The organism is Bartonella ancashensis (assembly GCF_001281405.1).
GTDB lineage: Bacteria > Pseudomonadota > Alphaproteobacteria > Rhizobiales > Rhizobiaceae > Bartonella > Bartonella ancashensis.
Genome location: NZ_CP010401.1, coordinates 612,984 through 636,087, shown reverse-complemented (window position 1 = coordinate 636,087; position 23,104 = coordinate 612,984). Strand labels below are relative to the sequence as shown.

18 protein-coding genes are annotated in these 23,104 nt (G+C 38.6%); 8 read left to right on the top strand and 10 right to left on the bottom strand.

The genetic code is table 11. The features are described 5' to 3' along the window. The first annotated feature begins 28 nt into the window (after window positions 1-28). The gene (gene pnp / locus PU02_RS02700) at window positions 29-2,230 is read left to right on the top strand and encodes a polyribonucleotide nucleotidyltransferase (RefSeq protein WP_053943972.1); all 2,202 of its coding nucleotides are present in this window, start codon (window positions 29-31) and stop codon (window positions 2,228-2,230) included. Window positions 2,231-2,905: 675 nt separating this feature from the next. Here pnp and hslU read toward each other — a convergent pair. Both hslU and hslV read right to left on the bottom strand, forming a co-directional pair. After that, window positions 2,906-4,219: an ATP-dependent protease ATPase subunit HslU gene (gene hslU / locus PU02_RS02695; protein WP_053943971.1), complete on the bottom strand. Its 1,314-nt coding sequence runs from the start codon at window positions 4,217-4,219 to the stop codon at window positions 2,906-2,908. Further along, a complete protein-coding gene (gene hslV / locus PU02_RS02690; protein ID WP_053943970.1) occupies window positions 4,220-4,804 on the bottom strand; it encodes an ATP-dependent protease subunit HslV in 585 nt (194 codons plus the stop codon). It abuts the gene before it with no gap. 1,019 nt (window positions 4,805-5,823) lie between these two features. Between hslV and coaA the strand changes: the two genes are divergently transcribed. The 4 genes from coaA to PU02_RS02670 all read left to right on the top strand — a co-directional run bounded on the left by coaA (window position 5,824) and on the right by PU02_RS02670 (window position 10,096). After that, window positions 5,824-6,822: a type I pantothenate kinase gene (gene coaA, locus PU02_RS02685; RefSeq protein WP_144417871.1), complete on the top strand. Its 999-nt coding sequence runs from the start codon at window positions 5,824-5,826 to the stop codon at window positions 6,820-6,822. A 12-nt stretch (window positions 6,823-6,834) separates the two neighbouring features. Next, entirely contained in the window at window positions 6,835-8,208 is a 1,374-nt protein-coding gene (locus PU02_RS02680; protein ID WP_053943968.1) for a leucyl aminopeptidase family protein, read from the top strand. A 143-nt stretch (window positions 8,209-8,351) separates the two neighbouring features. After that, window positions 8,352-9,215, top strand: coding sequence for a C40 family peptidase (locus PU02_RS02675; protein WP_053943967.1), 864 nt, complete (start codon window positions 8,352-8,354; stop codon window positions 9,213-9,215). Between the two features lie 335 nt (window positions 9,216-9,550). Continuing rightward, window positions 9,551-10,096, top strand: a complete 546-nt coding sequence (locus PU02_RS02670; protein WP_053943966.1) for an SH3 domain-containing protein — start codon at window positions 9,551-9,553, stop codon at window positions 10,094-10,096. Between the two features lie 79 nt (window positions 10,097-10,175). On the opposite strand, the gene irrA is transcribed toward PU02_RS02670, so the two are convergent. Continuing rightward, window positions 10,176-10,601, bottom strand: coding sequence for an iron response transcriptional regulator IrrA (gene irrA, locus PU02_RS02665; protein ID WP_082311400.1), 426 nt, complete (start codon window positions 10,599-10,601; stop codon window positions 10,176-10,178). A gap of 279 nt (window positions 10,602-10,880) precedes the next feature. Between irrA and fabA the strand changes: the two genes are divergently transcribed. From fabA to fabI, 3 genes are read left to right on the top strand one after another with little or no spacing between them, the layout of a single operon-like run. Then, window positions 10,881-11,390, top strand: coding sequence for a 3-hydroxyacyl-[acyl-carrier-protein] dehydratase FabA (fabA, locus tag PU02_RS02660; protein WP_053943964.1), 510 nt, complete (start codon window positions 10,881-10,883; stop codon window positions 11,388-11,390). Between the two features lie 59 nt (window positions 11,391-11,449). Next, window positions 11,450-12,670 (top strand): beta-ketoacyl-ACP synthase I, encoded by a 1,221-nt coding sequence (gene fabB / locus PU02_RS02655; protein WP_053943963.1) that lies wholly within the window; start codon window positions 11,450-11,452, stop codon window positions 12,668-12,670. Window positions 12,671-12,717: 47 nt separating this feature from the next. Beyond that, window positions 12,718-13,536, top strand: coding sequence for an enoyl-ACP reductase FabI (fabI, locus tag PU02_RS02650; RefSeq protein ID WP_053943962.1), 819 nt, complete (start codon window positions 12,718-12,720; stop codon window positions 13,534-13,536). A 168-nt stretch (window positions 13,537-13,704) separates the two neighbouring features. Here the strand turns inward: fabI and cyoD are convergent, their stop codons facing one another. The 7 genes from cyoD to dnaA form a co-directional block, all read right to left on the bottom strand. Further along, the gene (gene cyoD / locus PU02_RS02645) at window positions 13,705-14,091 is read right to left on the bottom strand and encodes a cytochrome o ubiquinol oxidase subunit IV (RefSeq protein WP_053943961.1); all 387 of its coding nucleotides are present in this window, start codon (window positions 14,089-14,091) and stop codon (window positions 13,705-13,707) included. Further along, window positions 14,091-14,756 carry a cytochrome (ubi)quinol oxidase subunit III gene (locus PU02_RS02640; protein ID WP_053943960.1) on the bottom strand — a complete coding sequence of 222 codons (666 nt, stop codon included), beginning with the start codon at window positions 14,754-14,756 and terminating at the stop codon, window positions 14,091-14,093. Before PU02_RS02640 ends, cyoD begins: the two co-directional genes overlap by 1 nt. Next, a complete protein-coding gene (gene cyoB / locus PU02_RS02635; RefSeq protein ID WP_053943959.1) occupies window positions 14,753-16,771 on the bottom strand; it encodes a cytochrome o ubiquinol oxidase subunit I in 2,019 nt (672 codons plus the stop codon). The genes PU02_RS02640 and cyoB overlap by 4 nt, the downstream gene beginning before the upstream one ends. Window positions 16,772-16,843: 72 nt before the next feature. After that, the gene (gene cyoA, locus PU02_RS02630; protein WP_053943958.1) at window positions 16,844-17,812 is read right to left on the bottom strand and encodes a ubiquinol oxidase subunit II; all 969 of its coding nucleotides are present in this window, start codon (window positions 17,810-17,812) and stop codon (window positions 16,844-16,846) included. Window positions 17,813-18,383: 571 nt separating this feature from the next. Continuing rightward, window positions 18,384-19,541 carry a DNA replication/repair protein RecF gene (gene recF / locus PU02_RS02625; RefSeq protein ID WP_053943957.1) on the bottom strand — a complete coding sequence of 386 codons (1,158 nt, stop codon included), beginning with the start codon at window positions 19,539-19,541 and terminating at the stop codon, window positions 18,384-18,386. A 12-nt stretch (window positions 19,542-19,553) separates the two neighbouring features. Then, complete coding sequence (gene dnaN, locus PU02_RS02620; protein ID WP_053943956.1) at window positions 19,554-20,675, bottom strand: DNA polymerase III subunit beta; 1,122 nt, start codon at window positions 20,673-20,675, stop codon at window positions 19,554-19,556. Window positions 20,676-20,863: 188 nt separating this feature from the next. After that, the gene (gene dnaA, locus PU02_RS02615) at window positions 20,864-22,366 is read right to left on the bottom strand and encodes a chromosomal replication initiator protein DnaA (RefSeq protein ID WP_414947371.1); all 1,503 of its coding nucleotides are present in this window, start codon (window positions 22,364-22,366) and stop codon (window positions 20,864-20,866) included. Between the last annotated feature and the right edge of the window lie 738 nt (window positions 22,367-23,104).

Below are 23,104 nucleotides of genomic sequence, written 5' to 3'. Positions count from 1 at the left end.
GCAAACACCTGACCATTAAGGATAAGAAATGTTTAAAACCCATAAGGTAGAAATTGAATGGGCCGGCCGGCCACTCATCATTGAAACAGGAAAAATTGCACGTCAAGCAGATGGTGCAGTCGTTGTCACTTATGGTGAAACCGTTGTCTTAGCAACTGTTGTTTCAGAAAAAACTCCAAAACCAGACCAAGATTTTTTTCCGCTCACAGTGAATTATCAGGAAAAAACCTATGCTGTAGGTAAAATACCGGGTGGTTATTTTAAACGTGAAAGCCGTCCAAGTGAGAATGAGACTTTGATTTCGCGTCTGATTGATCGTCCGATTCGTCCTCTTTTTGTTAACGGTTATAAGAATGATACACAAATTATTGTCTCCGTCATACAGCATGATTTGGAGAATAACCCCGATGTCCTTGCAATAATTGCATCCTCTGCTGCTCTGGCTTTATCGGGTGTTCCTTTTATGGGCCCCATTGCTGGTGCTCGTGTTGGTTATTGTAATGGGCATTACGTCCTTAATCCTACAACTGATGAAATACTTGAATCAAAACTGGATCTCGTTATCGCTGGAACAGAAAATGCCGTTCTAATGGTTGAATCAGAAGCACAAGAGTTGCCTGAAGATGTGATGTTGGGTGCAATCATGTTTGGCCAAAAAGGCTTTCAGCCTGTTATTGATGCCATCACTCAACTTGCAAAAGTAGCCGCTAAAGAGCCACGTGAATTTATTCCTGAAGATGTCTCCGATCTTGAAAAAACCATGCTCGAGATGGTCGAAACTGACCTGAGAAAAGCTTACACTATCACTGATAAACAACAACGCTACGCTGCTATTGATCTCATAAAAGCAAGCGTTATCAAAAAGTTAATGCCACAAACGGAAGATAATCACGAATTAAGCGAAGATAAAATTGCAACAGTTTTCAAAAAGTTACAAGCAAGAATTGTTCGCTGGAGCATTCTCGATACTGAAAAGCGTATTGATGGGCGTGGCCTTTCAGCTGTACGTCCAATCCAATCAGAAGTCGGTATTCTACCTCGCACGCATGGATCAGCATTATTTACCCGTGGTGAAACACAAGCTCTTGTTGTTGCAACATTAGGAACTGGTGAGGACGAACAATATATTGATTCTTTGACAGGAATGTACAAAGAAGCATTTTTGCTTCATTATAACTTCCCTCCCTTTTCTGTAGGTGAAACGGGACGTATTGGTTCTCCTGGTCGCCGTGAAATCGGTCATGGTAAACTGGCATGGCGAGCTATTCACCCAATGTTGCCAACTAAAGAATCTTTTCCTTACACTATTCGTGTTGTTTCAGAAATTACTGAATCAAACGGTTCATCCTCAATGGCAACGGTTTGTGGAACTTCGCTAGCATTGATGGATGCCGGTGTTCCTTTGGTGCGTCCTATAGCTGGTATCGCTATGGGCTTAATAAAGGAGCAGGAACGTTTTGCTGTTTTGTCTGATATTCTCGGAGATGAAGATCATCTCGGTGACATGGACTTCAAAGTAGCGGGGACCCAAGATGGTATTACTTCCCTTCAAATGGACATCAAAATTGATGGTATTACTGAAGAAGTTATGAAAATTGCTCTTGAACAAGCAAAAGATGGTCGAATCCATATTCTTAACGAAATGGCAAAAGCCTTGACGGATGCACGCTCTGAGCTAAGCGAATTTTCTCCACGTATTGAAATGATGACTATTCCCGTGGACAAAATTCGGGAAGTTATTGGCTCCGGAGGTAAAGTAATTCGAGAAATTGTTGAACAAACTGGGGCTAAAATTAACATTGAAGACGATGGGACAATTAGAATTTCTTCAACTGACATGAAAAGTATTGCCGCAGCCAAAAATTGGATACACTCAATTGTCGATGAACCTGAAGTCGGCGCCATTTATCAGGGAACTGTTGTCAAAACTACGGAATTTGGTGCGTTTGTGAACTTTTTTGGCTCGCATGATGGATTGGTTCATATTTCTCAACTTTCATCCAAACGTGTTGCAAAAACAACTGATGTTGTTGCAGAAGGGGATAAAGTCTGGGTCCAATTAATAGGCTTTGATGAACGTGGTAAAATTCGGTTGTCTATGAAAATGGTTGACCAGAAAACTGGAAAAGAATTGTCTTGTGATGATTCAGCAGAAAAAGAAATAAACGATAATACTGACGAAAAAAGGCAACCTGAGAAAAAGCACCGACGCAAAAAGCAAGGGGACTGAAATTTCTCCTTCACTGTTTAGCGAATGTTACTTTCAATCTAAAAAATTATTTGTTCTTGAAAAGGCGCCTTTCACCTCCCCCTGCCCTTCAGATGACACGACGCGTTTTTACATAACTTTGACCGGCGTAAGTAGGCTTCATGTTGAAATATTTTTAAGCAATATGCCGTAACTTTAAAATCACAACATTTTGTTTTTCGGTCCTTGAAAACTTGCGCTTAAAAAAAGTCTGCTATACCTTATCGACAAACTGGGCTTTTACCCATTGTGGCGTATTCCTGCAAATGAAACGGTTAGTTCTCATTAATAATCAACAGCCTCCTGAAATTATAATCTCAAATTCTATCCTCACATCCCACAGCTGAAAAAGAAAAACTCTGCTTTTATACTCACTATTATTCTATTATTACATTTCAACAAACTACATAACAGGCTATAGCTTCTTACAATTCACCCTAATTTACCATGAGATCACAATGCCCTACCGTAAACATAGCGGTTTAAATTTATCTTTTCACATGCAATAGTTGTATAGAACTACAAAAACACCGCACCTACAGGAAATTTAGAAGCAAATCTTTTATCACTGAGAATTGCAAACATCTTTCTCGAGACAGCCCCATACAACGTACGAGAATACAAGCAGTCTTAAAGCCATTTTAAAATATGGCCCATCTAGAGAATAAAACGCGAAAGATCAATATCAGCTGCAAGATTTTCGATAGACTTTCTAACGTAAGCAGCATCAATTTTAAACGAAGTACCAGCTTTATCAGGTGCCGTAAATGAAATTTCATCTAAAACACGTTCCATAACTGTTTGTAATCGGCGTGCCCCAATATTTTCAATTCTTGCGTTCAAATCAACAGCAATGTCAGCTAAAGCATCAATCGCATCATCCGTGATCTCTAAATGAACCTCTTCTGTTGCCATCAGAGCAATATACTGCTTAATTAAACTAGCTTCTGGCTCAGTAAGAATACGTCGTAAATCCTCTCTTGTTAAAGCATTTAGCTCTACACGAATAGGTAGACGCCCCTGAAGCTCTGGTAATAAATCAGATGGCTTAGAAACATGAAACGCACCAGATGCAATGAAAAGAATGTGATCTGTTTTTACCTGCCCATATTTGGTAGCAATTGTTGTTCCCTCAACAAGAGGTAAGAGATCCCTCTGCACTCCTTCGCGTGAAACAGCTGCTCCAACGACCCCATTATTTTGAGTCGCAATTTTATCAATCTCATCAATAAAAACAATTCCATCATTTTCGGCCATACGCAAAGCATCTTGAACAATTTGATCCTGATCAAGCAATTTTTCAGATTCATCATCAATTAGCGGTTTAAAAGCATCTCGAACTGTCGTTTTACGTACCTTTGTGCGGCCACCAATTTTTCCAAAAATATCTGATAAATTCATAATCCCCATTTGTGCTCCTGGCATACCAGGAATATCAAAGGTTGATGCGTTATTACTGCTATTATGAGTGACCTCAATCTCTATTTCTTTATCATCCAATTCACCTTCTCGTAATTTTTTACGAAAACTATCCTTAGTAGCAGAACTTGCTGTCTTTCCAACAAGAGATTCTAAGACTCTTTCCTCTGCATTCACACGCGCTCTTTCCTGCACTTCATCCCGTTTTTTTTCACGCACAAGAGAAATTGCTATTTCAACAAGATCACGAATAATCTGCTCAACATCACGCCCAACATAACCAACTTCAGTAAATTTAGTAGCTTCTACTTTCACAAAAGGAGCCCCAGCAAGTTTTGCTAATCGACGTGCTATTCCTGTTTTCCCAACACCTGTTGGCCCTATCATTAAAATGTTCTTGGGCATAACTTCTTCACGCATCTGCCCTTCAAGCTGTTGCCGACGCCAACGATTACGCAACGCAATAGCAACGGAACGCTTAGCATCCCTTTGCCCTATGATAAAACGATCAAGTTCAGAAACAATTTCGCGAGGAGAAAATATAACACACATTCAAATAACTTTCTCAAAAGAGGATGACTCTGTATCCAATGTTTCAATGATAAAATTGTTATTCGTATAAACACAAATCTCAGCGGCAATTTTCATAGCCTTGCGCACAATGACTTCCGCATCCAAATCCATATCAATGAGAGCGCGCGCTGCCGATAAAGCAAAATTACCTCCAGAACCAATTGCCATAATACCATCCTCTGGTTCTAACACATCACCAAGACCTGTCAAAGCTAAGGTGATTTTTTTATCGGCCACAAGCATCATCGCCTCAAGACGACGTAAATAACGATCCGTGCGCCAATCTTTTGCAAGCTCCACACAGGCACGCATAAGTTGATTAGGATATTGTTCAAGCTTTACTTCTAATCGCTCCAGCAAAGTGAATGCATCTGCTGTAGCACCTGCAAAACCAGCAATAATTGTCCTATCTTTCCCCAAACGACGTACCTTGCGTGCATTTCCTTTCATGATCGTTTGTCCAAGTGAAACTTGACCATCACCAGCCATAACAACTTTACCGCCTTTTCGCACAGTAACAATAGTTGTACCATACATCCTATCAGAACCATGATGTTGCTTCATAAGCACACTCCTTAACACTCTTTTTCTTCAATGAGGCGTAAAATTCAATTCCTTGTACTCACATATTTTAAGAACATGTACTTAAAAACACAACGGCTAAACGACCACCGCATCAGAAAAAACGACAGTATTATTGTTTATTTTTGAAATCACCTTGCACATCGCTCAATTGTGACAAATACTGCTAATGAAATTACTCCCAATTTAGAAAAAATGCCAATATCTTGCGAAAAAGACCTTATCTTTATCAAAACATAAAATTAAACACACTTGATAACAGAAATCGCAGAGACCTTTAGCAAAAAAGATGTTGGCAATATCTATTAGCTCATTAAACAAAATACACATCACTTTTAATCAACAGAAAAATAAAACTCTTTATCCTCACGCTTCACTTAAAAACATTACCGGCCTAAATAACAATTCAACCGCATTAAACAGCCATCTTGAAAGCGTGCTGTAAAAAAATCTTTTCATTTAAACAACTAAAAATTCTTATGTAACTTGTATAATTTACCGTCATGATTCCCCCCAATCTGTGATCTTGCTTCATTATCCCATAATCCCCTTAAGGCTATTCTAAAATAACAATAGACTGCAATTTATACAGACACCTTTAATATGGATCATTATACCCCAAAAAAGACTGATATTGCATTCTAATAAGCTAGAAAATCAACAATTATTGTACCTTACCTTTACGATAGCTCAAATCACCTAACGCTATCTGCAACTACAAAACTATATTAATATGCTCCTCGTATCCAATTATTGGTCAACATTAAAACACATTTACTTTCATCGATTTTTTTGGCACAAAATATGATATGCAAAAGATGGCTCCTATTAAAATGACTAAATAACTAGCTAGGCACGCATCATTAAATGATCTCAGAACAGGAGAATATATGTAACGAAGAGCCTTAAAATACGAGAATCTGTTTTCCATCCCGCATTATTACTGTAATAAATGATAAAGCAAAAAAGAACCTCTACCAGTAAAGATAGTTAGTACCGCTATGCTAAAATCCGATCAAGCTGATGATCTAACTTTTTCCATTTCTAAACAATATTCCCTTTATAATATCTTTACTGCACAAGAGTGGGCTCAATTCCGAGCAGACACACCGTTAACTTTAACTTTCGATGAAATCAAATGTTTACGCTCAATTGAAGACCCTATTGATCTTGAAGAAGTAGAACGTATTTATCTTTCCTTATCACGTTTACTATCATGTCATGTAGAAACGGTACAAAACCTGTTCCTGAAACGTCAACAATTTTTATGCCAAAAAGATATCAAGAAAACTCCCTTTATCATCGGAATTTCTGGATCTGTAGCAGTGGGAAAATCAACAACCGCACGTATTCTTCAGGAACTTTTAAAACGTTGGATGCCAAACTTCAAAGTCGATCTAATCACAACTGACGGTTTTCTCTATTCCAATGCTGTATTACAGGAAAAAAATCGTATGAATCGTAAAGGATTTCCCGATTCCTACGATATCAAAAAGTTACTGCATTTCCTTTCTTCTGTGAAAGCTGGTATAGGTAATGTCCGCGCACCACTTTATTCACATTTAACCTACGATATTTTAGAAAATCAAACAATTACTATCGACCACCCTGATATTCTAATTGTTGAAGGTGTTAATGTACTTCAAGTGGGTGATTTTCAAAAAAATAAAAAATCTAATACGGCAAGTAGTATACCTTTTGTCTCAGATTTCTTCGATTTCTCAATCTACGTAGATGCCCAAATAGACATGATTTGTCATTGGTACCTAGAACGCTTCAAACGTCTACGTAAAACGGCTTTTCAAAATCCTGAATCCTATTTTTATCGCTATGCGCTCCTAAGTGAAGAAGCTGCTTTAGAAATAGCCCAAAATATCTGGCGTACAATTAATCTAAAAAATTTACTGGAAAATATATTACCAACGCGATTTCGAGCTAATCTCATTTTACGAAAAGGAAAAAACCATTTAGTCGAATATGTTGCACTTAGAAAACTGTAAGGACACATGAATATGCCTGAATACCAAATTAATTTTACCTCAAAACGTTCTGAAAACAGTCATCCAATATTTTTAGTATACTCAAGTAATTTTACTGATTTACCATTTGATGCATCAACAACTGCATGGATAAAAGCAAATAATTTTACTGGAAAAAAAGGACAAATATTATTCGTTCCCAAAGAAACTGGACAATTAAAAAAAGTCTTATTTGGGCTTGGCAATGGTGAAGAACCTTTTATCACTGGACTCCTTGCAAAACACCTTCCTACTGGACACTGGCACCTAGAAGGAGAAGCTGTAAGTGGAATAAATACCTACTTAGGGTTAGCACTCGGAAGTTATCAATTTAACCACTATCGGCAAAATATTTCTTCTAAATCATTATCAATCCACGTTCATAATACAATTAATCTTAATGAACTTAACCGAATTTATGAAACTGTCTTTTTTGTTCGTGACCTCATTAATTCTCCGGCCAACGAAATGACCCCTGATACCTTGGAAACAATGACACGTCAGTTAGGAAAAACCTATGATGCTCATGTAACAAGTATTTGCGGAGATGAACTCCTAGCATGTAATTTTCCAATGATTCATGCAGTAGGACGAGCAAGTAACATCGCACCACGACTCATTGAATTACAATGGGGACAAAAAAATCACCCTAAAATAACACTGGTTGGAAAAGGTGTAACCTTCGATAGTGGAGGATTAGACATTAAATCAGCTAACAACATGTTGCTAATGAAAAAAGATATGGGCGGCAGTGCACATGTTTTAGGATTAGCCAAATTAATCATGGATGCACGCTTGCCATTTCACCTACAAGTATTGATCCCAGCTGTTGAAAATGTAATTTCTGGAAATGCTTTTCGACCTGGTGATATCCTGCAAAGCCGCAAAGGCTTAAGTGTTGAAATCGGTAATACCGATGCCGAAGGAAGACTTATTCTTGCTGATGCACTCGCCTATGGTGATGAAACAAAACCTCAATTTATGGTTTGTATGGCAACACTAACAGGAGCGGCTCGTGTAGCATTAGGCCCTGATCTTCCTGCATTTTATTGTACTGACTCTGTATTAGCACAAAAGATTATTCAATCAGCTCACCATACTCATGATCCTCTTTGGCAAATGCCACTCTGGAATCCTTATAGGGAAAAATTATCTTCACTAATTGCTGACATAAATAATACAACAGGAGATAATTTTGCAGGCTCTATAACTGCAGCTCTGTTTCTCGATGCATTTGTCGAAAAAACTGAATCTTTTGCTCATTTTGACCTTTTTGGATGGGTAGCAAAAGAATCTCCAGGTTATCCCATTGGTGGAAATGCTCAAACTATCCGTGCCCTTTATAACCTTTTCAAAAATGAACTTTAATACACAAACCTACTAATCCCATTGTTAAGGATAATTTGAAATTATAGTGAAAACAAAATTTGAAAAATATTTTTTGGATTCAAAATAATATTATGTTGTGTTATTTATAGGGAGAAAACATTGGATATTAATGGGTAGATTCAATGGAACGAAAAGATCCACGATTAAACGCATTTAGGTCTGATCTTGCTGATCGGCGTCTTAAAGGGGAGGTTCAGGCTCAACGCTTTGTTGAAGGAGAACGGAAGCGCGTTGGAGTTCCTGTTTCTGGCCTATTCAAAGACAGTCAAAAAAATGAAATACAAACAGAATGTCTTCTAGGAGAGGACCTTTTGATATTTGAACATGAAAAAACAATATCATGGGGTCAATCCTTGAAGGATGGTTATGTTGGTTATATCGATACGCAAGCTCTTTATACACCAACTACAGAACCCACACATGTCGTCTCAGTGGCGAGGACATTTCAATATTTACAAAGTGATTTACGTGGACCTAAAAAATGTGCTTTATCAATAGGTAGTAAAGTAAATGTCGTGGACATAATCGAAGTACGTGATACAACGTATTCTATTCTTGAAGATGGAACATCTGTTGTTTCTCGCCACCTTGCGCCAATCGGTATCATATACAGCGATTATGTCACTATTGCGCAAACCCTTCTCCACACTCCATACCTCTGGGGTGGTGTTAGTGGTTTTGGACTTGATTGTTCAGGACTTGTTCAATTGTCTATGATGTTAGCTGGACAATCCATTTTACGTGATACCGATATGCAACGGAATACTGTAGGAAAACAGTTAACAGAAGATAGTCCTCTTCAGAGAGGCGACCTAATCTTCTGGAAAGATCATGTTGCCATCATGCTTGACTATCAAAATATCATCCACGCAAGTGGTAACTCAATGAGTGTGGTGATAGAACCCTTAAAAGAGGTCATTGCACGCATTGCCAAAAAAAATCAGTATCCCATAGCAAGACGCCGCCCATTTAAAGAAGCTGCATGATTGTCATGTTTTTTGCATAGTTAAATTATCTTAGAAATTTGTTCCTGCCGTTATTTTCCTTGTTCGGGGAATGTTATTTTCTCCTGCCAACTTGCAAAAGGATATGTCATATATTCGTAGTACACTTCACTTCCTCGGTTATGAAAATAATTCCCCGTGAGAGTAGTTAATAAACTTCCATTTATTAGTGTACTGTTTTTATTTTCTTGTAGTAATTGACCTATTGTTTAGATCTTTTTAACGAGCTTCATGCCAAAAATTTACATCATTTTTTGAATTTGAATATGTTTTCCAAATATTCAAATTATATACATCTTCATGAGAGGTTTATTAGAGTGAGAAATTTTCGTTGGTTACGCTTTTTAGCTCCCTTATTATTTACGGTAGTGGAAGGATTTTTATCCCCCTCCCTTATTTCATCATATGCACAAACTATGAGTTATAGCATCGGGCCAAGCGGCTTACCACTTCCACGATTTGCGTCAATTAAACCTAATCGTGTCAACGTCCGAGTAGGACCAAGTAGCCAATACGCTGTTATTTTCATTTATCGGAAAAAGGGTTTGCCTGTTGAAATCATCCAAGAATATGACCAATGGCGAAAAATACGTGATGCAGAAGGTGATGAAGGATGGGTTTACAAATCACTTCTATCAGGAAAACGAACTGTTCTCACTATTCCCTGGAGAAAAAATACAGCACAAAATCTCGTGCTGCGCAAATCACCGGACAATAATGCACGACCTGTAGCAAAAATAGGACCTAATATCATCGGGAATATTCGTAAATGTAATGGACAATGGTGTGAACTTGACATTCATAACATACGTGGATGGCTTCATCAAACTCAATTATGGGGAATTTATCCCGATGAAAAATAAAAATTAATGAATTACTTGATTTTCATAGAGTAACATCTAATCTTACCCCTATCAAACTACCTTTTTTTGACGATTAATTTTAATGTTTGCGTCTTAATCGAATGATCAAATCAACGTGAGAAATTTCCATTCCCTGTGGTGGCTGAGGTAAATTTTCAATAATAGGTGCTTCCTCAAAATTATACGGAATATCGAGAATACGATTTTCACCTTCAATGTAGAAATGATAATGATCTGATGTATTGGTATCAAACCAAGTTTTTGAACCCTCCACCGCAATGATCCGCAATAAACCAGCTTCAGTAAATTGATGAAGTGTATTATAAACTGTTGCTAAAGACACGGGAACACCCGCTTGAGTCGCTTCCTCATATAACTCTTCAGCGGCAATATGCCGATTGCCTTGAGAAAAAATCATATGAGCAAGCTCCAACCGTTGGCGTGTTGGCCGTAACCCGTTTTTACGCAAACACTCTTCTAATTTGGATAAAGAATAAAAATTCACAATTTTCTCACAAATTTTTCATAGAATATCTAGGTAATTACAACCATTGACATATTACAAACTGCATTTCATCATATATTAGATATGATTGATGCAGAGTCAAATGAGGAGGGTGTGAAACATAAACTTTTCATCAGGTAGAAAAATATCTCTCAAATTAAGAGAAAAAAGGTATTTTATCGTTTAAAATAATATAAAATCATTTCCTTCTACCTTAAATTTGCTCTAAAAGTAGATGGGTATGGGATGTAGGGATGTATGTAAATAAATGGAGTGATAATGGCTGAACGCAAATCCTGCTATGCTTACGAGGAACTTCTGAGCTGCAGTCGTGGTGAGATGTTTGGTAAGAATAACGCACAACTGCCTGCCCCACCAATGTTGATGATTCATAGAATCACTCAGATCAGTGAAACTGGAGGAGGACACAACAAAGGGTTTGTTCGCGCGGAGTTTGATATCACTCCAGGACTGTGGTTTTTTGATTGCCACTTTATCAATGATCCTGTCATGCCAGGATGCCTCGGTTTGGATGCTTTGTGGCAACTAACCGGTTTTTTCCTTGGTTGGTTAGGCGAATCAGGAAAGGGGCGAGCTATATCAACAGGTGAAGTGAAATTATCGGGAATGGTTACTCCACAAGTTAAGCTACTTGAATATGGGATAGATTTTAAGCGTATTCGACGTGGGAATTTAGTCTTAGGTATAGCAGATGGGTGGGTAAAAGCAGACGAAGAGGTTATTTACAAAGCTGGTGATTTACGAGTTGCTTTGTTTAAGGAGAGTTAAGGCACCATTTTAAAACAGAGTGGATGTTATATCACTCTGTATGAAGCAAGGAGATATAAATGCGTCGTGTTGTTATAACCGGGATGGGAATCGTCTCCGCTATTGGGAATGGACTAGAAGCTGTTCTGGCTAGTTTGCGTGAAGCAAAATCAGGAGTTTCTTACGCACCGGAATATGCTGAATTAGGATTTCGTAGCCACGTCTACGCCACACCAACTATTGATGTAGATGCATTGATCGATCGGCGGGCTATGCGTTTTCACGGTCGTGGGACAGCCTGGAACCACATTGCTATGGATCAAGCGATTGCCGATGCAGGCTTAGAATTGAACGAAATATCTAACGGGGATACTGGCATTATTATGGGTTCTGGAGGACCTTCAACACGCTCAATCGTTGAAGCTGCTGACATCACACGTCAAAAAGGGCCCAAACGTGTCGGTCCCTTCGTGGTACCCAAAGCAATGAGCTCTACAGCCGCAGCAACTCTTGCAACCTTTTTTAAAATCAAAGGAGTTAATTATTCAATATCCTCAGCTTGTGCCACATCTAGTCACTGCATTGGCAATGCTTATGAATTGATACAATATGGAAAGCAGAAGCGTGTTTTTGCAGGTGGCTGCGAAGATCTTGATTGGACATTATCTGTCTTATTCGATGCTATGGGCGCCATGTCCAGCAAATATAATGATACACCCAAAACAGCTTCACGTGCATATGATATTAATCGTGATGGATTTGTTATTGCTGGTGGCGCCGGTGTCTTGGTTCTTGAAGAGCTAGAGCTTGCTAAAGCACGTGGGGCAAAAATTTATGGTGAAATTGTTGGTTATGGAGCTACATCAGACGGGCATGATATGGTTTCCCCATCTGGTGAGGGAGCAGAACGGTGTATGCGTCTTGCACTCTCAACTGTAAATAATAAAATTGATTATATCAACCCTCATGCGACAGCAACTCCTGTTGGCGACCCACCTGAAATAGAGGCAATCCGCCGTATTTTTGGATCAGGCGATAAATGTCCACCTATTTCAGCTACAAAATCTTTAACAGGACACTCTTTAGGCGCTGCAGGTGTTCAAGAAGCAATTTATACACTTTTAATGATGAATAATAATTTTATCTGCGAAAGTGCTCATATTGAAGAACTTGATCCAGCTTTTTCCGATATGCCTATTGTTCGTAAACGGTCTGATCATCAACAGCTTAACACTGTGTTATCCAATACATTTGGCTTTGGTGGAACAAATGCAACGCTTGTTTTTCAGCGCTATTCATGAATTGAAACTCTCAGCCAACTTAAAAGTGTGATCTTACGGAGAATAATATGAACGGTCTAATGAAAGGCAAGCGTGGTCTCATTATGGGAATTGCTAATGATCATTCAATTGCCTGGGGTATCGCACGCCGATTAGCGGAGGAAGGTGCTGAACTTGCCTTAACTTATCAGGGGAGTGCTTTTGGAAAACGTGTTCAGCCTTTAGCAGAAAAGCTTAATTGCAACTTAGTACTCGAATGTGATGTTGAGAAAATCGAAACTGTCGATCATGTATTCAAATACCTGGAAGAAAAATGGAAAACTATAGACTTTGTCGTTCATGCTATTGGTTTCTCTGATAAAGCAGAGCTGAAAGGACGATATGTTGATGCGACGACACGTGAAAATTTTAAGCGTACAATGGTTATATCGGCTTACTCTTTTACAGAAATTGCTCAATACGCTAGTAAGCTCATGCCCAATGGAGGAATGCTTTTGACACTCACATATGGAGCTTCACAGCAAGTTGTTCCTAATTATAATGTCATGGGCATTGCCAAAGCAGCCTTAGAGGCTATGGTACGCTATTTAGCAGCAGATTTTGGTCCTCAAAATATCCGTGTCAACGCAATTTCAGCTGGCCCTGTTAGAACATTAGCTGGTAACGGTATCGCTGCAGCACGAGCAATTTTCTCATATCAGCGTCGCAATTCACCACTTCGTCGTACGGTTGATATTGATGAAATTGGAAAATCTGCTCTCTATTTGCTTTCTGATCTGTCATCAGGCGTTACTGGTGAAATCCACTACGTAGATTCAGGATACAACATAATATCCATGCCAACACTTGAAGAACTAAAGCATGGTGAAGAAATACACGAAGAGTGATTTCTTAAACAAACCTGACATGTGTAAAGACTATTCTCAGAGCTTCTCTCTTAAGAATAATAGGGTTTTTGCGTCCCCGCAAACTCAAGTGCTTTACACAAAAACGAAGATTGTCCCCTAGCGCTTACTCACTAAAGGTCCTTCTTCTAATACTTGTTCATATTGGAATTATCTTTCCGGTACAGTAGTACCCATCTCTAACATTTTTGGTTCGACAATACGTCCTGAACCGCCCATCATGTTGTAATTCAAATGAGAAATAGCCCACCAAGTGCCCCCAATAATGATGGAAACACACATAGCTGTAAACCACAAAGCTACAAAATTCCACTGAGCATCTGGACCAGAATTTAAATGAAGGAAGAAAACAACCTGTACAACAATCTGAATAAGAGCCATCCCAATAAGATAAATAACCTTTGTGCTCACCGTCCAACCTTCTAACATACCATACATCACAGGTATAAAAGACCCCAAAGTAAAAAAGACAGCCAGAATAAAACCAATTAAATACGAACCAACACTTGGACCATGTGCCTCATCATGTGTACTCATTATAATGCTCCTAATAAATAAACCATAGTGAAAACACCAATCCAAACAATGTCGAGCAAATGCCAAAAAATAGAGAGACACGACAAACGTGTCTTATTATCCTTATCTAACCCATTACGGTGTAAATGAATAAACATCACAATCATCCAAAGTAGACCAACACTCACGTGAAGACCATGAGTTCCTACTAAAACAAAAAATGCTGACCAGTAGGCAGATAAAACTTCTCGCCCAAAAAGTTGAACACCTGTTTCAAGATCAATACCGGCATAAGCAGTAGGATCATAATAAAAAACTTCTCCTAAAAGTTCATGAAATTCATAAATTTCCATCCCAATAAAGCAAAGACCAAGCATAAAAGTGATGGCCATCCAAAAGCGTACACCAGAAAAGTTATTTTTATAAGCCTGTATCATCACAAAACCATAAGTGAGTGATGATAGGAGCAAAATAGCCGTCTCTACCAAAACAAAATTCAAATTAACAAATTCACTACCGGGCTTCCCCCCACCATAAGAAGCAGAAAATACAGCAAAGCAAGAAAAAAGCGTTGCGAATGCAATTAAGTCTGACAGAATGTAGACCCAAAATCCAAATATCATAACCGAACTGTTGTCATGACCATGCTCATCACTATGAGCATCATCTGCTACTACTGCGCTCATGATTTTACCCCTTGCTTGTTAAGAACAGATGTAAAAATATCTTCTGTTTTTTGTACTTCTTCGGCAGAAACATAATAACCATGGTGATTACCCATTAATGAATTCCATATAATAGCACCAATAAAACCAATCACCCCAATAATAACAAGCCACCAAATATGCCAAACAAGAGAAAAAGCAACAACTAATGAGAAAAATCCTGCAATAATTCCAGCAGAAGTATTTGATGGCATGTGAATTTTTTCAAAACCACTCGTTGGACGCTGATAACCTCTTTTCTTCATCTCCCAATAAGCGTCCTCACTATGAACTTGTGGAATAACAGCGAAATTGTAAGCAGGAGGCGGTGAAGAAACAGACCACTCAAGCGTACGCGTATCGCCCCAAGGATCATTCGATATTACGGGAAGATTTCCCTTGTGTTTCAAACCATACCAAACTGCTAAGACGATTTGTAATACAAAACAAAGTATACCAAGAAGAATAATACAAGCTCCTACCGCAGCTATAATAAACATAGGCTGCCAATCAGGTTCAATATAATGCTGAAGACGGCGTGTAGCTCCCATCAAACCAAGAATATAAACTGGGAAAAACGCAAAATAAAAACCGATAAACCAGCACCAAAAAGATGCAATACCTAAAGCACGATTAGGTTTAATGCCAAAAACTTTAGGAAACCAAAAAGCCAATCCAGCTAAGTAAGCGAAAACAACACCACCGATAATTGTATGATGAAAATGAGCTATAAGAAACAGAGAATTATGAAATTGCCAATCAGCAGGAACAATTGACATTAAAACACCCGTCAATCCACCACCAACAAAAGTGAATATCATTCCTATACACCAAAGCATCGGAGGTTCAAAACGAATGCGCCCTTTGTACATTGTAAATAACCAATTAAAAATTTTAACCCCTGTTGGAATTGAAATAATCATTGTTGCAATACCAAAGAAGGTATTGACCGCTTCACCTCCACCCATTGTAAAAAAGTGATGTCCCCAAACAAGAAGAGAAAGAACCAAAATGACAACAATAGCCCATACCATCGAAGTATAACCAAAGAGACGTTTCGAAGAAAATGTTGGAACAATTTCAGAAACAATCCCGAAAGCAGGAACAACCAAAACATAAACCTCAGGATGACCGAAAATCCAAACATAATTGATCCACACCATTGGATTGCCACCAGCAGTATTCGTAAAAAAATTCATGCCTAAATAACGATCAGCGGCTAATAAAAAAAACGCCACAGCCAAAACAGGATAAATAATCAAAATAAGAATATTACTAATGAAAGCTCCCCAACAAAAAACAGGCATTTTCATCATTGTCATCCCAGGAGCACGCATTTTGATAATGGTTGCAATGAAATTGATAGCTCCCATCGTCGTCGCAATACCGGAAAGCTGAAGCGACCACAAATAGTAGTCTACTCCCGTATCTGGGCTGCTTTGTAAGCCTGAGAAAGGTGGATACATAAGCCAACCACCACGACCAAAATTACCAATTCCAAGAGATACATTGATAAGTATCGCAGAGGCAACAGTAATCCAAAATCCCAGATTATTTGCAAACGGAAATGCAACATCACGAGCACCAATTTGGAGCGGTATAAGATAATTAAACATGCCAAACAAAATAGGTGTTGCCATGAAAAAAATCATGATAACACCGTGAGCTGAAAAAATTTGATCAAAATGCTCAGGAGGTAAATAGCCTGCCTTCTCACTTCCAAGAGCCACTGCTTGATGCGTCCTCATCATAATTGCATCAGCAAAGCCACGAACAAGCATAATGATCCCGAGAATGACATACATAATACCAATACGTTTATGATCAACTGTTGTAACCCAATTGCGCCAAAGGGGGCCCCACCAACCAAGTACCGTCAGAGCAGCAAAGGTACCTAAGCCACCCAAAACAATCGCAATACATGTGTACAAAACTATTGGTTCATGTGATAACGCATGAAAAGCAGCAGCTGTAGGATCTGTAAGTCTTCCGAACATTTTTAGCCTATATCAAACAAATTTCAATCTTTAAAGAAACCTTCTTTTGGAAGGACTTCTTTCTCACAACTTCTAAAGAACATCATCAAAAATAGAACAAAGAGCACCCCAAAGCGTTTGAGCCGCGGCACGCCTCATTAAATCTTCATTACACTCGGTATTTTCGTCAACACATCGATTAACAATCCGATAATAAAGCCGCTCTTCAACAGGAGAAAAATATCGCACCTCAGCATCTTTTTCTTTTGCAACTATATCACCCATAGACGGCGCAACCGAAAGCCGACGATAAGATTTTCTATTAAGACTTTGACCCTTTTCCCGAGCATTCATAATCCAATCATCAAAATCCTTCAAAGATACTGAATGCCATTTAAAACGCATACCCGCAAAACCATCCCCGCTATAATTTGCCGAACTTCCATTAAATATCCCCTGTTTATCAGCTATCAAATGCAATTTAGAATTCATCTGGGGCATAGCATACAGAACCGTACCTAACCGCGGAACCCAAAACGCATTAAGAGAGCTCTCCGATGTTATCTGTAACAACACCTGACGACCTTTTGGCGCATAAATTTCATTAATAGATGCAATACCATACTCTGGATAAATAAATAACCACTTCCAATCCAAAGCAACAGCATCTATTTGCAGAGGTTGATCTTCACCAACAACTTCCACAGGAAGCCTATTTGAAGGTTCAAGCTTATAAGTATAATAAGCTGTAAATCCTCCTAAGATAATTATAATAGCGATTGGAACACCCCACATAAAGGCTTCAACTTTATTCGAATGCCCCCAATCAGGTAGATAATCTGCCGTTACATTTGAAGCACGATATTTTATTGCTAAAACAACCACCGCAACCATTACTGGAATGACAACACAAAGCATAACAAAAACGCATAAAGCAATCAAAATAAGCTGCTGACGTGCAACATACCCCGCGGGCTGAAGAACATCTATTTTACAACCAGACAAAAGCAACACCGCTCCCAAAAGCGCAAATACCTTTATTTTCTCCACAAAATCTCTCATTTTATCCGCCCTGTCAAATAAACAAGATGCCATCAAAACTAAAACAACACCATAACTACGGGTATACCTTACTTACTTAACAAAAAGCTATCTTAAAATTATAGACACAATATACGACATGCTTCCACCACACTACATAAATCTAAGATATTTAGCTATATATTCAAGAAAAAATTAATCTTACTAATTATTATGTCTAGCAATCTATACTTGTAACGATATAGGGACGACAACTAAAAATTTAGCATAGCTTATATAATGAAAAAATAGACTTCAACGACTAGCTTTCAAAGCATGTCTGATACACTGGGAGATGCACGCATAATCACAAACTGCTGAACTGGAAATAAAGGCTTACATTGTTGTCCTCTACATAATTTCATCTATCATCTCTTACTGCTTCTGTAATCATCAAAAACTACCATTCCAAGCTCTGTTGCAAAATTTTTCAATAATTTTCTAGAGCTTCAATGTTACAGACCTAAAAAGTTCTATTTCCCAAAGTTGAGATCATTAAAAATCATCACAACCCTAAATCTTCCTCCATTTTTAAAAAGAAGTACTTGTTGAGTTATACGCCTCCTCCCTCTTGTGACAACATTCCATCCTCAATTTCAAAAAATTCTGCCCGTCCCTTTAAAGAATCAAATAAGATACGATCTGTTCCCGTCATAAATGCTTGACCACCTAAATCATCGAGAACATCGAATAAAGCAAAACGTCGATAAGAATCAAGATGAGCTGCAACTTCATCAAGAAGAACGATGGGAGCCATATTTGATATCGTACCGGCTAAACGTGCGTGACACAAAATCAAACTTATCAACAATGCTTTCTGTTCACCCGTTGAACAAGACATCGCAGGTATATTTTTATCTGCATAAAAAACTTGTAAATCTGTGCGATGCGGCCCTTCAAGTGCTCGCCCAGCAGCACGATCTATTGCACGATTGTGATACAGCCGATCCACAAACTGCTCTTCAACTTCTATTGCTGACATCATTCCAAGCGCTCTTTCTAAAAAGCCATCAATTTGTAGGAAAACTCTTGGAAAACAAGTAGAAAATGATGTTTGCATAAACATATCGTTCAAAAGTTGAACCATATCGATACGCGCTGCTGCGATTGCTGTTGCAAGTTCAGCCATTTGTCTTTCTAAAGCACTGAGCCAAACATGATTCTCATTTCTATCCAAAAATAAGCGATTACGAGCGCGCATAGCTTTATCATAATCAGCTATACGACAACCATGTAAAGAATCAATCACCAAAACCATACGATCTAAAAAACGGCGCCGATTAAGTGACGGCCCTACAAAAATCCCATCCATAGATGGAGTCAATGCACTAATATGACAATAATCTGTTAAACAATCACAAGTCTCATTCACACTATTTATATGAACTTTTCTGCGATGACTCTCAGTGTCCAAAGTTGTACCAATACTCACCTCACCATAAAGAGAGCATTGGAGACGAGCAAACACAACGAATCGACCACCATCACCTTTAAAGGAATTAACATCAGAATAAGCCGCACGCCGCAAGCCACGTCCAGGAGAAAGAAAAGAAAGTGCTTCTAATAAATTTGTTTTACCAGCACCATTGTGACCGGTAAAAACTACGTGCTGACCTGATAATTTTACGTCTAAAAAATGGTAATTGCGATAATGTGTTAACCTCAATTGCCTCACAGCCACCTTACATACATGGCCAGAAATGCCTTGCAAAATACATACCCTTCAAACACGGATAGGCATCAGCACATAAAGCGCATTAACATCACTACCATCTCGAATAAGTGCTGGCGCCCCAGCATCAGCTAGCATAAAAACTATTTCATCACTCGAAATTTGTGCAGCAATATCCAAAAGATATCGAGAATTAAAACCTATTTCAAATGGATCAGACGTATAATCCGCTACTAATTGGTCTTCTGCACTTCCGGAATCAGGACTATTTACAACAAGCTTTAATTGTCCATCTCCAACTATTAATTTTACTGCACGCCCACGATCGCTTGAAATCGTCGAAACACGATCAACTGCAGAAGAAAAATCTCTCTTATTAACAACAAGTCTTTTATCATTTTCAAAAGGAATGACACGCTGATACTCTGGAAATCGTCCATCAATTAATTTGGACGTTAAAATCACATCTCCAATAGAAAAGCGAATTTTCGTTTCTGAAAGTTCTATGTGTACATCACTTTCTGGCTCTTCAGAAAGAATCTTTTGTAATTCCCCTACCGCTTTACGGGGAACAATAACACCCGGCATACCCTCAATTTCTGCAGGCGCCTCCGTATCAATTTGAGCTAAACGATGACCATCGGTAGCAACCAAACGCAACTTTAAAACATCATCACGAACAACATGTAGATAAATACCGTTAAGATAATAACGCGTCTCTTCAGTGGAAATGGCAAATTGCGTACAGTCAAGCAAATACTTTAAACGTGCTGCCGAAAAAGAAAAGCTGCAATCAAACTTACCTGGAAGTGGCTCCGGAAAATCAACTTTAGGAAGACATTGCAGCCGAAACTGAGAATAACCAGCAACAATGGATAGCATGTTAGGCTGATCAGCATCGACAGTTAACACAATCTCACTACCATCCGGAATTTTGCGAACAATATCGTAAAATAGATGCGCCGGCACTGTTGTTGCTCCAACTTGCTCAACATGAGCATGAGCCGATTCTATAACCTCTAAATCGAGATCTGTCGCTTTCAACTGTACACCACTGCTGCCTGCATCAATTAATATATTTGATAAAATAGGAATAGTATTGCGTCGCTCAACCACACGATGAACACGACCAAGAGACTTTAGAAAATGACTGCGATTAATTGTAATCCGCATAAAAATCCCCGTTAATAATTGACCTTATAACTCTAGGAATTTGCCTAACCAAAAACACTTATCTCATTTAAGAGAATCGCAAATTTACTCAACCTCCCCCAAAATGGCAATAGCCGCACAAAATCTGACACGCAAAGATTCTACAAATCCTCCCTTAACACCCTTCTAATGAACGAAAAACATCCCAGCTATATAGCCTGCTCTCCAATCAACCGCTTCAATAACTCAAGCTCCTTAGCTAGAATTTGATCATCACAGACTAAATCTTCAATTTTACGGACCGCATGTAAAACTGTCGTATGATCACGTCCCCCAAAACGCCGCCCAATTTCGGGCAAAGAACGAGGCGTCAGCATTTTTGCCAAATACATCGCCACTTGCCGTGGTTTAACAATCGTACGTGTACGGCGATTGGACAATAAATCTTGCTTGGAAACATTATAATGGCGTGCAACTGTACGTTGAATTTCTTCTATTCGAATGCGCTTCAATTCACCCGAACGTGTCAAATGACCTAATAATTCGTCAATACGTTCCAAAGATAGGTCCGATTCAAAAGATTGACGGAACAACAACTGATTAAATGCACCCTCGATATCACGACCTGACCCTGAAATTGTTCGAGCGGTATACTCCAAAATATCATCAGGAATTGTAACCGTACTATCATCTTGTTGCGCAGCCTTTAACCGTTGACGCAACATTTGCAAACGCATTTCATAATCCGGAGCTTCAATTTCAAGAGCAACACCGCCTTGAAGACGGGAACGAACACGAAGATCCAATGACTCCAACTCTGCTGGAGGACGATCAGCAGCGACAACAACTTGCTTTGCACTATCTAGCAACGTGTTTAGCAAATGACAAAATTCATGTTGTATTGATTTTCCTTGCAAAAATTGCATATCATCAATAATCAAAAGGTTGATATCGCGAAGTTGCTCCTTAAAAGATAGAGCGTCATTATCACGAATAGCCGTTGCAAAGCGCCACATAAAATACTCTGCAGTCAGATAAATAACCCGTGCTGGCATTAGACGTTTTAGCGCAGAAGATGCAATAGCTTGCAGTAAATGTGTCTTCCCTAAACCGACAGAGGCGTGAATAAAGAGAGGGTTAAAACGCAAAGCGCTCTTATGTCCTTCTGCAATTGAACGAGCTGCCGCTAAAGCAACACGATTGGAAGCTCCCTCAACAAAATTCTCAAAACTATAACGAGAATCAAGAGGTGAACCAAAAATCCCTGCCTGAGCACCTTTTATCGAATGTTCCGTATAATTTTCAATCAAAGGCGAAGTGCTCTTTTCTTCAAGAACATTTGCAATAGAATGGTCCTTTGCTTTATACGCGATATTCTTTTGAACGCGCTTCATATCACGAACAACAACCTCAACACGAAGAATTGAAGCATTTTCTTGCTTCCATAAATTTGTTAAAAGCGAACCATAATGATTATTGATCCACGAACGTAAAAAAGCCGTAGGAACAGATAACTTTACAAAATTCTGATTGTATTCGGAAAGCTTTAGTCTACCAAACCAACTTGCATAAGCCTCAACACCAACCTGCGTCTTCAGCTGTGCCATCACACGTGCAAAAGCAGCTGCACCCTCCTCCTCTGAAAGAACTCCGCATTCCAAAGGAGTGTTTATATTCGCCACCTCAGTATCACTTACCACACCACCCACCATTTTCCCTGTTGGAAGAACATTTGCTGAAGCCTTTTTTAAGGAATTAGTCTTAGAACTCAATTTATTCACCCTTTTTCATTTCGATAAAAATCTAATCTTCCCCTTGCAAACAATAAAAATTGACCTAGCAAAAGTAAGCATATTTTCCCCAAATAAGGTTATTCATCCTCCCCTAGGACAGTACCATCGCAACTTCACTGATTAAAGCTGACCAACAAAATTTTCTTGTACCCAATCGCATGACACACCCTCCTATATGGAAAATATATCAACATAAAGAAACCTAGCGGCACAATAACAAAGCATGCCTAAACCAAAGACTCATACAATCCCGAACTCAAAGCGCTGCATATTCAACACGAAAGCAGAACTGAATAGACAAAAACCCCAGGTATCTCCAGTCTCCACAAGGAGCATACAAAACAGCACGGGTAAAATGCAAGAGGCTAAAATACGGTCAAAGAACCTTAAAAATTTGCACTAAATTATAATTATTTACAAAAAATTATAAAACTTATTGATTCAATTCAATTTTTCTTCATAAAAAATTTACCAATAATTAAAAAACTGTGCATTAAAAATATAAAAAAAAAACTTGACAAAAAAAGACTCTGTAAAAATTCATAGAGCTTGTGGATAACTATTTTCATATTTCAAATTGACTATATTTTTTAAAGAGATAGTGGCCGATAGTGAGTCTCAACAAAAAAGCCAGCATGCAACACACATACCAGCTCC

What these genes read in the sequence shown, in the direction of transcription:
- fabB (WP_053943963.1), top strand. Translation starts at nt 11,450, where the DNA reads ATGCGTCGTGTTGTTATAACCGGGATGGGAATCGTCTCCGCTATTGGG.
- cyoA (WP_053943958.1), bottom strand. Translation starts at nt 17,812, where the DNA reads ATGAGAGATTTTGTGGAGAAAATAAAGGTATTTGCGCTTTTGGGAGCG.
- hslU (WP_053943971.1), bottom strand. Translation starts at nt 4,219, where the DNA reads ATGTGTGTTATATTTTCTCCTCGCGAAATTGTTTCTGAACTTGATCGT.
- pnp (WP_053943972.1), top strand. Translation starts at nt 29, where the DNA reads ATGTTTAAAACCCATAAGGTAGAAATTGAATGGGCCGGCCGGCCACTC.
- PU02_RS02640 (WP_053943960.1), bottom strand. Translation starts at nt 14,756, where the DNA reads ATGAGCGCAGTAGTAGCAGATGATGCTCATAGTGATGAGCATGGTCAT.
- PU02_RS02680 (WP_053943968.1), top strand. Translation starts at nt 6,835, where the DNA reads ATGCCTGAATACCAAATTAATTTTACCTCAAAACGTTCTGAAAACAGT.
- cyoB (WP_053943959.1), bottom strand. Translation starts at nt 16,771, where the DNA reads ATGTTCGGAAGACTTACAGATCCTACAGCTGCTGCTTTTCATGCGTTA.
- PU02_RS02675 (WP_053943967.1), top strand. Translation starts at nt 8,352, where the DNA reads ATGGAACGAAAAGATCCACGATTAAACGCATTTAGGTCTGATCTTGCT.
- cyoD (WP_053943961.1), bottom strand. Translation starts at nt 14,091, where the DNA reads ATGAGTACACATGATGAGGCACATGGTCCAAGTGTTGGTTCGTATTTA.
- coaA (WP_144417871.1), top strand. Translation starts at nt 5,824, where the DNA reads ATGCTAAAATCCGATCAAGCTGATGATCTAACTTTTTCCATTTCTAAA.
- fabI (WP_053943962.1), top strand. Translation starts at nt 12,718, where the DNA reads ATGAACGGTCTAATGAAAGGCAAGCGTGGTCTCATTATGGGAATTGCT.
- hslV (WP_053943970.1), bottom strand. Translation starts at nt 4,804, where the DNA reads ATGAAGCAACATCATGGTTCTGATAGGATGTATGGTACAACTATTGTT.
- fabA (WP_053943964.1), top strand. Translation starts at nt 10,881, where the DNA reads ATGGCTGAACGCAAATCCTGCTATGCTTACGAGGAACTTCTGAGCTGC.
- dnaA (WP_414947371.1), bottom strand. Translation starts at nt 22,366, where the DNA reads ATGGTGGGTGGTGTGGTAAGTGATACTGAGGTGGCGAATATAAACACT.
- dnaN (WP_053943956.1), bottom strand. Translation starts at nt 20,675, where the DNA reads ATGCGGATTACAATTAATCGCAGTCATTTTCTAAAGTCTCTTGGTCGT.